This is a genomic window from Blautia sp. OF09-25XD (assembly GCF_003482095.1).
GTDB lineage: Bacteria > Bacillota > Clostridia > Lachnospirales > Lachnospiraceae > Fusicatenibacter > Fusicatenibacter saccharivorans.
Genome location: NZ_QUMG01000002.1, coordinates 1 through 11937 on the forward strand (window position 1 = coordinate 1; position 11937 = coordinate 11937).

8 protein-coding genes, 1 tRNA gene, 1 rRNA gene and 2 pseudogenes are annotated in these 11937 nt (G+C 46.7%); 3 read left to right on the forward strand and 9 right to left on the reverse strand.

Translation table 11 applies throughout. From position 1 onward, the window contains the following. The 9 genes and pseudogenes from DXA93_RS01975 to dnaA all read right to left on the reverse strand — a co-directional run. Nucleotides 1-212: ribosomal RNA gene (locus DXA93_RS01975) — 16S ribosomal RNA — on the reverse strand; the annotation flags it as partial. A 422-nt stretch (nt 213-634) separates the two neighbouring features. Continuing rightward, nucleotides 635-722 (reverse strand) — tRNA-Ser (locus tag DXA93_RS01980). Nucleotides 723-923: 201 nt separating this feature from the next. Next, entirely contained in the window at nt 924-1628 is a 705-nt protein-coding gene (locus DXA93_RS01985) for a lysophospholipid acyltransferase family protein (protein ID WP_119207663.1), read from the reverse strand. A 74-nt stretch (nt 1629-1702) separates the two neighbouring features. Beyond that, nucleotides 1703-4208 (reverse strand): annotated as a pseudogene (gyrA, locus tag DXA93_RS20425) (DNA gyrase subunit A). A 30-nt stretch (nt 4209-4238) separates the two neighbouring features. Next, nucleotides 4239-6169: pseudogene (gene gyrB / locus DXA93_RS01995) on the reverse strand (DNA topoisomerase (ATP-hydrolyzing) subunit B). Next, entirely contained in the window at nt 6170-7267 is a 1098-nt protein-coding gene (gene recF / locus DXA93_RS02000) for a DNA replication/repair protein RecF (protein ID WP_117802688.1), read from the reverse strand. Between the two features lie 40 nt (nt 7268-7307). Next, a complete protein-coding gene (locus tag DXA93_RS02005; protein ID WP_022462275.1) occupies nt 7308-7517 on the reverse strand; it encodes an RNA-binding S4 domain-containing protein in 210 nt (69 codons plus the stop codon). A gap of 122 nt (nt 7518-7639) precedes the next feature. Further along, nucleotides 7640-8749, reverse strand: coding sequence for a DNA polymerase III subunit beta (dnaN, locus tag DXA93_RS02010; RefSeq protein WP_119207664.1), 1110 nt, complete (start codon nt 8747-8749; stop codon nt 7640-7642). A 342-nt stretch (nt 8750-9091) separates the two neighbouring features. Further along, on the reverse strand, nt 9092-10432 hold the full coding sequence (gene dnaA, locus DXA93_RS02015; protein ID WP_022462273.1) for a chromosomal replication initiator protein DnaA: 1341 nt from the start codon (nt 10430-10432) through the stop codon (nt 9092-9094). A 707-nt stretch (nt 10433-11139) separates the two neighbouring features. Here dnaA and rpmH point away from each other — a divergent pair. The 3 genes from rpmH (at nt 11140) to yidD (ending at nt 11926) form a co-directional block, all read left to right on the forward strand. Further along, the gene (gene rpmH / locus DXA93_RS02020) at nt 11140-11274 is read left to right on the forward strand and encodes a 50S ribosomal protein L34 (protein ID WP_005952426.1); all 135 of its coding nucleotides are present in this window, start codon (nt 11140-11142) and stop codon (nt 11272-11274) included. 98 nt (nt 11275-11372) lie between these two features. Then, nucleotides 11373-11720, forward strand: a complete 348-nt coding sequence (gene rnpA / locus DXA93_RS02025) for a ribonuclease P protein component (protein WP_117814440.1) — start codon at nt 11373-11375, stop codon at nt 11718-11720. After that, on the forward strand, nt 11717-11926 hold the full coding sequence (gene yidD / locus DXA93_RS02030) for a membrane protein insertion efficiency factor YidD (protein ID WP_022462271.1): 210 nt from the start codon (nt 11717-11719) through the stop codon (nt 11924-11926). Before rnpA ends, yidD begins: the two co-directional genes overlap by 4 nt. Nucleotides 11927-11937 lie beyond the last annotated feature (11 nt).

Here is an 11937-nt window from a genome sequence, read left to right on the forward strand (position 1 = left end):
CCATGCAGCTCTGTGCGCTTATGCGGTATTAGCAGCCGTTTCCAGCTGTTATCCCCCGGTATGGGGCAGGTCACCCACGCGTTACTCACCCGTCCGCCGCTCAGTCAATTAAGAATCAATCCGAAGAAATCAACTTAACTGCTTCGCTCGACTTGCATGTGTTAAGCACGCCGCCAGCGTTCATCCTGAGCCAGGATCAAACTCTCTGATAAAATGTTTGTTCCAAGTTCAAAATCAACATACTAGCTAATTTATCCCTTTTACTGTTTTAAAGGATCTTTCGATCGTTTTGAATTACTTATTCAGAACTTTCGAGGATGTGTTTCATTGTTTAATTATCAAGGATCTTTGCTGTTCCGACTCGGATCAACTCGTTTATTTTACCACAGAGCTTTTCGTTTGTCAAGAACTTTTTTGATTTATTTTTTGAAGTTTTTTTAACTTCTTCGCTGTTCTTTCAATCAGCAACTCGTTTATTTTATCAAACTCATTCGCTTTTGTCAAGAACTTTTTTAATTTATTTTTTGGATTAGTTTTTTCAAACCTATCACCAACTCTGCTATCTTATCAGATGTGAAACTGTTTGTCAAGAACTTTTTCCACAAAAAATATCATTTTGTTTTTGGCTTTTAAACGGAGAAGGAGGGATTTGAACCCTCGCGCCGGTTACCCGACCTACACCCTTAGCAGGGGCGCCTCTTCAGCCACTTGAGTACTTCTCCAAATGCCTAAATATAAAATGATATGTGCAGTCACTCATTCGTGACGCATGGTTTATTATACAAAAACCTTACGTTCTTGTCAACCCGTTTTTTCGAATTTTTTGTTTTTTTCTTACTATTATAGAAAATATGCCTTACAGAACCCAAATCAGCCCCCAGAATAGCAGAAAAGAGCGCATATCACGCTCTTTTCTGAAACCGCTACTCGGTTACGACGGCTTCAATTCTCTTCTTTACCATCTCGGCAATCTCTGTTGTCTTCATTCCCTGGTATTCCTCGTATGGGATCGGGTCGAGAAAATGGACTTCTACCGTTACGGGACGGACGGTATTGGAGTCAAACGGAACAAAACAGTTTTTTAACGCAACCGGCACGATCGGGCATTTTGCTTTTACTGCGATCTTGAAGCTGCCGCTTTTAAACTCCAGCAGCTGGTTTCCCTTTCTGCTCCTCGTTCCTTCCGGAAACAGAATGACGTTTTTGCCTTCTTTTACGGCATCGGCCGCCTCATTGATAACCTGCATTGACTGCCGCAGATTCTCCCGGTCCATAAACAGCGCGTGGATGCACGCAAAGACCTGTTTTAAAAACGGAATATGCTCTACCTCTTTTTTGGCAACAACTGTAAAGGTACGCGAGCACGCTCCTGCGATCGCCAGCACATCGTACAGTCCCTGGTGATTCGGATACATCACAAAACCGTCCTGCTCCGGAAGATTTTCTGCTCCATAGGATTCCACAATGACGTTTCCGCCTTTGTTCGCCCGCTGTACAATAAAGCGCAGCATTTTAAAGTGCTCTTCCAGACTGTACTTGTCCGGATGCGCTGCATGGTAACAGAGCCGGCACCACATCCACGGAACCAGAAGCAGATTCCGCAGCACCATCAGTAAAATTCGTTTCATATTTTTCTCCCCTTCCCCAAACGAGAAAAACGTGCCTGAGCTTTTTTCTCTCAGACACGTTTTGCGACGCTGTATTATTCCTTCGTTTCCTCAGAAGCACTTTCGGTCTCTTCCACCGAAACCGGAGTCTCCTCGGATGCCTCTTTGTCTCTTACCTTTGCAATGCTGGCAACCTTGATTTCACCGTCCACATCCATCAGCTTGACACCGGACGTGATACGTCCCATAACAGAAATGCCGGAGCATGGTGTACGGATGATGATTCCCTCTGTGGTGATCATCATGATCTCATTATCCTCGTTGACCGCCTTGGAACCAATCAGGTTTCCGGTCTTTTCGGTAATCTTATAGCATTTGACACCCTTGCCGCCGCGGAGCTGTACGGTAAACTCTGCCATCGGCGTCCGTTTGCCCATGCCGTTTTCGGATACGACAAGGAGATAGTCTCCCTGCGTGCAGATCTGCATGCCGACTACTTCATCGCCGTCCAGAAGGTTGATGCCGCGTACACCCATGGAAACACGGCCTGTCGTACGCACATCGTTTTCCTTAAAGCGGATACACTGGCCGAATTTCGTTACCAAAATAATCTCTTTCTCGTTATCAGTTGTCTTAACTTCAATCAGTTCATCATCATCGCGGAGCGCAATGGCAGCAAGACCCGTTTTTCTGACGTTCTCGTACTCTTCGAGCGGCGTCTTCTTCACCAGTCCCTTTTTCGTTGCCATAAACAGATAATGGCCCTTCTCATATTTGCGCATTGGAATAACAGCGTAATCTTCTCTCCCGGCTGCAGCTGGAGAAGGTTGACAATCGCCGTTCCTCTTGCGGTTCTGGACGCCTCCGGAATCTCGTATGCTTTCAGGCGGTAGACTCTTCCCGTATTCGTAAAGAACATCAGGTAATGATGGGTCGTCGTCATCAGAAGCTCCTCGATGTAGTCGTCCTCGATGGTCTGCATGCCCTTGATTCCCTTGCCGCCGCGGTTCTGGCTGCGGAAGTTGTCAACGGTCATACGTTTGATATAGCCCAGTTTCGTCATGGTGATGACGGTATTCTCGCGCGGAATCAGATCCTCCATGGAGAGATCGTACTCATCAAAGCCGATGGAAGTTCTTCTGTCATCGCCGTATTTTTCGGATACGTTCAGAATCTCCCTGCGGATAACGCCAAGAAGCACCTTGCGGTCTGCGAGGATGGCTTTTAACTGCTCGATGCGCGCCATCAGCTCTTTGTACTCGTTCTCGAGCTTCTCCCGTTCCAGACCGGTCAGAGCGCGCAGACGCATGTCTACGATTGCCTGGGCCTGGGCATCACTCAGATCGAAGCGTTCCATCAGGTTCTTCTTCGCCTCTGCCGCATTCGCGGATGCACGGATGATATGGATCACTTCGTCAATATGGTCAAGCGCTTTTAAGAGTCCTTCCAGAATATGGCTTCTCTCCTGCGCTTTGTTCAGGTCGTATTTCGTTCTTCTCGTCACAACCTCTTCCTGGTGCTGCAGATAATACGTCAGCACCTCCAGAAGGTTCATGACTTTCGGCTGATTGTTTACCAGTGCAAGCATGATCACACCAAAGGTATCCTGCATCTGGGTATGTTTGTACAGCTGGTTTAAGATGACGTTTGCATTGGCGTCGCGGCGCAGTTCGATACAGATGCGCATACCCTCACGGTTGGAGTGGTCCGCAATGCCGGTGATGCCGTCGATCTTTTTATCTCTTACCAGCGCGGCGATGTTCTCGATCAGGCGCGCCTTGTTTACCATGTACGGGATCTCGGTTACGATGATCTCGCTCTTTCCGTTCGGCAGTGTCTCGATGTTTGATACCGCACGAACACGGATTTTACCGCGGCCGGTACGGTAGGCCTCGTCGATGCCGCGGGTGCCGAGGATTTCTGCTCCGGTCGGGAAGTCAGGGCCTTTTACAATGCCGAGAATCTCCTCGAGATCTGTCGTACGATCCTCCTCGATGATATTATCAATAATTTTTACAATGGCACTTACCACCTCGCGCAGATTGTGCGGTGGGATGTTCGTTGCCATACCGACTGCGATACCGGAAGTACCGTTTACCAGAAGGTTCGGGTAGCGGGCCGGCATAACAACAGGCTCTTTTTCGGTTTCATCAAAGTTCGGGGCGAAGTCTACGGTGTCTTTGTTGATATCCGCCAGCATCTCCATCGAGATTTTGCTTAAACGTGCCTCGGTGTATCGCATAGCCGCAGCGCCGTCGCCGTCGACGGAACCGAAGTTCCATGGCCGTCCACCATCGGATAACGGGTTGCCCAGTCCTGTGCCATGTTGACGAGTGCTCCGTAGATAGAGCTGTCGCCGTGCGGGTGATATTTACCCATCGTATCACCGACGATACGCGCGCACTTACGGTGCGGCTTATCCGGCGTATTGTTCAGTTCACTCATGGAGTACAGAATACGTCTCTGTACCGGCTTTAAGCCATCGCGGACGTCTGGAAGTGCACGGGATGCAATTACGCTCATCGCGTAGTTGATGTAGGATTCCTCCATCGTGTCTTTCAGATCGACCTCGTGAATTTTATCAAAAACATTATCTTCCATCTTTTCCTCCACTTCAGTTCACAGGACTTTTTAGATATCCAGGTTGTTTGCGTATTTTGCTCTCTCTTCGATAAAGTCACGGCGCGGTTCTACCTTGTCGCCCATGAGCGTATTGAAGGTAAGATCAATTTCAGAAGAATACTCTTCATCGAACACAACGCGGCGCAGAACACGGCGTTCCGGGTCCATGGTGGTCTCCCATAGCTGCTCCGCATCCATCTCTCCCAGTCCTTTGTAACGCTGGATCTTATTATCTCCGCGTCCGATCTCATTGAGGATCTGATTCATCTGATCGTCATCGTATGCGTACCATACTTTTTTGTTTTTCTCAATCTTGAACAGCGGCGGCTGTGCCAGGTAAACGTGGCCCTGTTTGATCAGCTCCGGCATGAAGCGGTACAGGAACGTCAGCATCAGTGTGTCGATGTGCGCGCCGTCGACATCGGCATCGGTCATGATGATGATCTTGTCGTAGCGCAGTTTGGTGATATCGAAATCGTCGTGGATTCCGGTTCCGAATGCCGTAATCATCGCTTTGATCTCGGCATTGGCATAAATTTTATCGAGACGTGCTTTCTCTACATTCAGGATTTTTCCACGCAGAGGCAGGATCGCCTGCGTTGCACGGCTTCTCGCGGATTTTGCGGAACCGCCCGCGGAATCTCCCTCGACCAGGAAGATCTCACAGTTTTTCGGATCCTTGTCGGTACAGTCTGCCAGTTTTCCAGGCAGGGACATACCGTCCAGTGCGGATTTTCTTCTCGTCAGGTCACGCGCTTTTCTTGCAGCCTCTCTCGCACGCTGGGAAAGCAGGGACTTTTCAACGATCGTTTTTGCGACAGCCGGGTTCTGCTCCAGGAACAGCTCGAGCTGAGTGCTCACGATATTGTCGACTGCTCCTCTCGCCTCGCTGTTTCCAAGTTTCTGCTTTGTCTGGCCCTCGAACTGCGGCTCCTCGATTTTGATGCTGACAATCGCCGTCATACCCTCGCGGATATCCTCTCCGGTCAGGTTCGGTTCGCTGTCTTTTAACAGTTTATTTGCTCTTGCATATTCATTAAAGGTTTTCGTCAGCGCATTCCGGAAGCCCACGATATGGGTACCGCCCTCCGGCGTCGTAATGTTGTTGACGAAACCGTACGTATTTTCCTGATAGGAATCGTTGTGCTGCATCGCAACCTCAACGAGAACGCCGTCTCTTTCTCCCTCGCAGTAGATGATGTCCGGGTAGAGCGCCGTTTTGCTCTTGTTCAGGTAGCTGACAAACTCTTTGATACCGCCCTCGTAGTGGAATGCTTTTTCCACTACCGGATCCGTGCGCAGATCGCGCAGAACAATGCGCAGTCCCTTGGTCAGAAATGCGGTCTCGCGGAGTCTTGTTTTTAAAACGTCGTAATCATAAACCGTCTCCTCGAACATCGTATCATCCGGCAGGAAACGGACCTCGGTACCTGTTTTTTCGATCGGACAGGTATCGATGACCTCCAGCTTATTCATGGTTTTTCCGCGCTCATACCGCTGGAAATAAACCTTTCCATCGTGATAAACGCGCACCTCAAGCCAGTTGGACAGCGCATTTACAACGGATGCACCAACGCCGTGCAGACCGCCGGATACCTTGTACCCTCCGCCGCCGAACTTTCCGCCTGCGTGCAGCACCGTAAAGACAACCTCAACGGCCGGAAGGCCCGACTTATGATTGATGCCGACCGGAATACCACGGCCGTCGTCGATGACGGTGATGGAGTTGTCCGGGTTAATCGTAACGTCAATATTTTTGCAGTATCCTGCCAGTGCCTCGTCTACCGAGTTGTCGACAATCTCATAGACAGATGGTGAAGTCCCCGTGCGGAGGTACTGCCGATATACATACCTGGGCGCTTCCGTACGGCTTCCAGACCCTCCAGAATCTGAATCTGGTCTGCACCATACTCTGTCTTTTCCATGTTCTCTGTACTCATTTAGATTCCTCCTGTTTCTTTGTGAAACACAGATCCCTCGACCACCTGGAATACGCTGTTTGCCTCAAAATGATTTTCGACAAACTCGTCCAGTCCGGTACAGGTAATCAGTGTCTGTATGCTGTGAATGCTCTGCAGAAGATAATTCTGCCGGCTGCCGTCCAGCTCCGACAAAACATCATCCAGCAGTAAAACCGGTGTATCGTGAATTTCCTCCTCGACCAGACGGATCTCCGCCAATTTCAGCGAAAGCGCCGCCGTCCTCTGCTGCCCCTGGGAACCGTATTTACGGATATCAATGTCGTTGACCCGCACACAGAAATCGTCCCGGTGCGGCCCGGTGTAGGACTGTCCGAAACGCAGATCACGCTCTCTTCCGGCTTTTAACTCTTCGGAAAACGCTTCCTCGGACACATTCGGTTCATAGGTAATCAGAATCTGCTCCTTTCCTCCGGTCAGATTCTGATGGATCTCGGATAAAATATCATTCAGGCGGCTGATAAACTTTTTCCGCTCGGAAATAATGCTTTTTCCATAGCGGACCATCTGCTCATCCCAGATCTCGAGCGTATCCGCCATTCTGCCGGAAAACGAAATCTCTTTAAGCAGCTTGTTTCTCTGTGCCACCACTTTATTATAATTGGCAAGCTCGATCATGTATAGTCTTGACAATTGACAAATTTCGCTATCGAGGAAACGCCGGCGCTCCGCAGGACCGTTTTTGATGATATTCAGGTCCTCCGGAGAGAAAAACACAATATTTACAATGCCAAAAAGTTCCGACGCTTTGCGGATCGGAACTCCATCGATGGCGATTCCCTTGGATTTATTTTTTTTCAGATGCATATCGATTTTATGCGTGCTGCCGTTCCGTTCCACCATCATCCGGATATGGGCTTCTTCCCGGTCAAACTGGATGATTTCGCGGTCCTTGCTGCCGCGGTGCGATTTTGTCGTACCCGCGAGATATAAAGCCTCGAGAATATTCGTCTTTCCCTGGGCATTGTCACCGTAGAGAATATTCGTTCCGGGGCTGATATTTATGCATAAGTTTTCATAATTCCGATAGTTCTTCAGTTCTAAAGATTTGATATACATGAGCACTCGTCCGTGAAAAATCAGCTTAAGTTTTTAAGCCTTATTTTTTAATTTGTATCTCATTTCCATTGTAGCAGACAACATCTCCGTCATAGAGCTTGCGGCCGCGGCGGGTATCTACTTCACCGTTTACGGTCACTTCGCCGTCCTTGATGACGAGCTTTGCTTCCACGCCGTCTTCTACCAGAGCAGCAGCTTTTAATGCCTGGCCCAGTTTGATGTAATCTTCACGCAGCGTAATAATTTCCATTTTTTCCTCCTGCACTGCCGTGCCTTTTCCTCACGTAAGTTCGCAGTTTTCAACCTGTGTGGCTGTAAAACCGCTGAAAGTTCTTTCAGAAAAGGTTCCGGCAGATTTCAAACTTATGTGACTTATCTCACGGAATTGAAGTTTACCGGCAGAATCAGGTAGATATAGCTCTCTTCTTCGTTCCGGATAAAACATGGAGCCTTCGGGTTGACCAGATAAATCGAAATCTCCTCGTCGTCAATAACACGAAGTGCATCGATCAGGAATTTCGGGTTAAAACCGATCATAATATCCTTGCCTTCTTTGTTGATATCGATCTCTTCTTTCATGGAACCCATCGCGGAGTTGATCTGCAGTTCCATCGCTCCATCCTGGATGTCGATGATGATCGGTTTTTTGTCGCCTTCTTTGACAAGAAGCGTCGCACGGTCGATACAGCTTAAGAATTCTTTTTTGTTGATCGTCACTTTTGTCTCGTAATCACTCGAAAGCATCTGGTCGATGCGGAAATATTCACCGTCGATCAGTCTGGAAACGACCGTTGTATCATCGAACTTGAACATAATGTGGTTTTCCGAGAAGTAAATATCAATCTGATCATCCATCTCGCCGGACAGAATTTTGCTGATTTCGTTCAGGGTTTTTCCCGGAACAACGACTTTTCGGTCCGGATACGAATCTTTCAGCTCAATTCTGCGGATCGCAATACGGTGTCCGTCCAGAGATACGACGCGAAGTGTGTTATCTTTGATTTCAAAAAGCTCACCGGTCATCAGTTTGTTGTTCTCATTGGCTGCAATGGAGAAAATGGTCTGACGGATCAGTTCTTTTAAGGTGAACTGGGAAATGGAAACACAATCGGAAGTTTCCAGAATCGGCAGATAGGAAAAATCTTCTCCTGACTGTCCCGGAATGCTGAATTTTGCTTTTTCGCAGGTAATTGTTGTTACCAGATTTTCATCTGTCTCTATTGTAACCTGATTATCCGGAAGTTTTCTTACAATCTCAGAAAAAATCTTTGCATCCAGAGCAACAACACCGCGTTCCAGAATCATACCTGTGACAAGGGTCTCAATTCCGAGTTCCATATCGTTGGAGGTAAACTTGATCTGGCTGGAAGATGCATCAATCAGGATACACTGCAGAATTGGCATCGTAGTTTTACCGGAAACAGCTTTCATCGCAATGGCAACGCTTTTTACAAGGTCTGCTTTGTCAAACACTAATTTCATAATTGTGGATAACTCTCCTTTCCTCACGGCTGGGTGAGTATGCTTATAAAGAAAAAATATAGTAAAAATCCGTAGTCTTAGTCGTAGGGGCTGTGGATATGTGGATAACCCCTTCGAGAATGCGGAAATACTGGAAAAATGGATCTGTATAACTCTGTGAATAATCGAACGTGAACCTGTGTATGAAATGTTGATAACTTCAGGCTCCAAATTTGTCCACAATTCATCCACAGGCTTTCCACATCGGTTTGTGCATAAATAAGGGCCTGTAAACCGATGCGTTTCTTCTTATATAAATGTAGATCGGTTCGAACTGTTTTGACAGAGTTACAGCTATGCCGCTTATTTAGACGGGTTAATCTTCTTCTTTAAGATATCTACCGTGTTGCGGACACTGTCTTTGGCACTCATTTCCTTTTCGATCTTCTCAATGCCGTGCATGACAGTGGTATGATCGCGGTCGCCCATCATTTTTCCGATTCCGGTCAGCGGGGCATCGAGCATTTCGCGGCACAGATACATTGCGATCTGGCGCGGGAATACGATTTTGCTGCTCCGCTTGCTGCCGACAATGTCGGACGGCGTAATATCGAAGTGATCTGCAACGGTGTCGATGATAAATTCCGGCGTGATGACCTTCTTCTCGTTTGGGGAGATGATATCGCGCAGCACCTGTTCTGCAAGATCAATGTTGATTTCACGTTTTTCAAGGTTTGCGTATGCAATGATTTTGTTGAGAGCGCCTTCTAATTCACGGATGTTCGATTTAATATTGGAAGCGATGTATTCGATCACATCGTCGCTGACGGAATAGCCGTCGAGTTCCTGCTTTTTGCGGAGGATGGCGATTCGCGTTTCATAATCCGGGCTCTGGATGTCGGCAAGGAGTCCCCATTCGAAACGGGAACGGATGCGGTCTTCCAGGATATCCATGTCTTTCGGGGGACGATCCGAAGAAAGGATGATCTGTTTGTTGGCGCCGTGCAACGTATTGAAGGTATGGAAAAATTCTTCCTGTGTTGATTCCTTTCCTATAATAAACTGCACATCATCGATGAGAAGTACGTCGATATTGCGGTATTTCTCACGGAATTTGGTCATTGCGGTGTTGTTGCTGTTTCGGATGGCCTCGATGACTTCATTTGTAAATTCTTCACTCGTTACGTAGAGAATCCGCGAAGACGGGTTCTTTTGAAGAATAAAATGTGCGATCGAATGCATCAGATGGGTTTTGCCCAGTCCAACACCACCGTATAAAAACAGCGGATTGTAGATTTCTCCCGGGGATTCGGCCACGGCGAGAGAAGCTGCATGGGCAAATTTGTTATTGCTGCCGACCACGAAGGTATCAAAGGTATACTTTGGATTCAGGTTCGGCACATAGAGATTTTTCTGGACGGGAGCAGGCGCTTTTTCCTGTTTCACTTCTTCCGGAAGAATAAAGCGGATCTCATAGTTGACACCTGTGATTTCCGCGATGGCCACTTTAATAGGAAGAGTATATTTTTTGCTCACGTAATCGAGACCCATTTTTTCGGATGGAACCAGGATTGTGATCAGATTGTCCTCAACCGAATGGATCGTAAGTGGTTCAATCCATGTAGTAAAGGAGATCTCAGATAATTCGTGCTCGTCCCGCACTCTCTGCAGTATTTCTTTCCATTTATCTTGTACGATTTCCATGCTTTTTCTGTCGCTCCGCTTCTATAATCATTGCTTTTTGGGGATAACTTCTGTCTGAAAAACGAAATTTTCCCCGAATAGTCGCATTTTTACTTCTATATGATATAATAAAATGCCGTTTTATTCAACCCAAAAATGTGGATAATTATTTTTTTATCCACAGAATGTGTAAAAAATTTTCCTGTTGATGAAATGGAGGATAGTTTGTGGATAACAGGGAAGCTTATGTTGATAAAATTGTGGATAGAGGGCTGGAAAAACCGAAATGTGTAAAGTCTGGAAAACTTATATACACATTATACATGGCGTAAATACTGGAAAAATTGGAAATGCCCACAGGTTGTACACAGCAAAACCGAAAGTTATCCACAAGGTTATCCACAGATTGTGGATAATGTTGATTACGGTTACAAGATATCGTGTGGAAAGCGCAAAAATCGAACTGGTATTTGTACGTGTGCGGCGGACAGTGTGGATAAGTTGTGGATAAACCGAAAATCAGCACACGGAAGGCACGGGCAGCGGCAGACCGGAAAACCGCGTCAGAGCGGCATTTTTCCCGAAAAAACTGCGAAAATTATTGATTTTAGGGTTGACGAAATGGGGGTTTATGAATATAATTGAAATGATGTTTTCTGTCATACATGTAGTGAAATACTGCCTCGCAGGCAGTTATTGATTAGAATTTAAAGGAGGTGCCTTATCTTATGAAAATGACATTTCAGCCGAAAAAAAGATCCAGAGCTAAAGTTCACGGATTCAGAGCAAGAATGAGCACAAAAGGTGGAAGAAAAGTTTTAGCTGCAAGAAGATTAAAAGGAAGAAAAAAATTATCAGCATAAAACCAAAGGCCGCATAAAATTTATGTGGTCTTTTCTTCTATCTAAAGCTATTCAATGAAAAGAAAATTTAGACAAATCATGAAGGAAAGAATGGATTCATGAAATATTCGGAAAGCCTGAAAAAAAACAGAGATTTTCAGCTGGTTTATAAGCAGGGAACATCGTTTGCAAACCGATTTCTGGTCATGTATGTGAAGAAAAATCAGCTGGGACGGAACCGGATTGGAATTTCAGTAAGTAAAAAGGTGGGAAACAGCGTTGTGCGCCACCATCTGGCGAGACTGATCCGGGAGAGTTATCGTCTGCATGAAGAGGAATTTCAGTGTGGAATGGATGTAGTTGTGATCGCAAGAGTTAATGCAAAAAACTGTACGTATTTCGAGATAGAGGGAGCACTTTTGCATCTGGGAAGACTACATCATATATTAAAGGAAACAGAAAAATGAAGACGGTATTGATAAAAGGTATCCGGTTTTATCAGAAGTACCTGTCTCCTCTGAAGAGGGTGCACTGCCCTTATACGCCGACCTGCTCGCAGTACGGGCTGGAAGCGATTCAGAAATATGGTGCTTTCAAAGGAAGTCTGCTGGCATTATGGAGAATACTGAGATGTAACCCGTTTTCACACGGAGGTTACGACCCTGTGCCGTAGATAAATAAGGA

What these genes read in the sequence shown, in the direction of transcription:
- recF (WP_117802688.1), bottom strand. Translation starts at nt 7,267, where the DNA reads ATGTATATCAAATCTTTAGAACTGAAGAACTATCGGAATTATGAAAAC.
- rnpA (WP_117814440.1), top strand. Translation starts at nt 11,373, where the DNA reads ATGAAATATTCGGAAAGCCTGAAAAAAAACAGAGATTTTCAGCTGGTT.
- dnaN (WP_119207664.1), bottom strand. Translation starts at nt 8,749, where the DNA reads ATGAAATTAGTGTTTGACAAAGCAGACCTTGTAAAAAGCGTTGCCATT.
- dnaA (WP_022462273.1), bottom strand. Translation starts at nt 10,432, where the DNA reads ATGGAAATCGTACAAGATAAATGGAAAGAAATACTGCAGAGAGTGCGG.
- yidD (WP_022462271.1), top strand. Translation starts at nt 11,717, where the DNA reads ATGAAGACGGTATTGATAAAAGGTATCCGGTTTTATCAGAAGTACCTG.
- rpmH (WP_005952426.1), top strand. Translation starts at nt 11,140, where the DNA reads ATGAAAATGACATTTCAGCCGAAAAAAAGATCCAGAGCTAAAGTTCAC.
- DXA93_RS02005 (WP_022462275.1), bottom strand. Translation starts at nt 7,517, where the DNA reads ATGGAAATTATTACGCTGCGTGAAGATTACATCAAACTGGGCCAGGCA.
- DXA93_RS01985 (WP_119207663.1), bottom strand. Translation starts at nt 1,628, where the DNA reads ATGAAACGAATTTTACTGATGGTGCTGCGGAATCTGCTTCTGGTTCCG.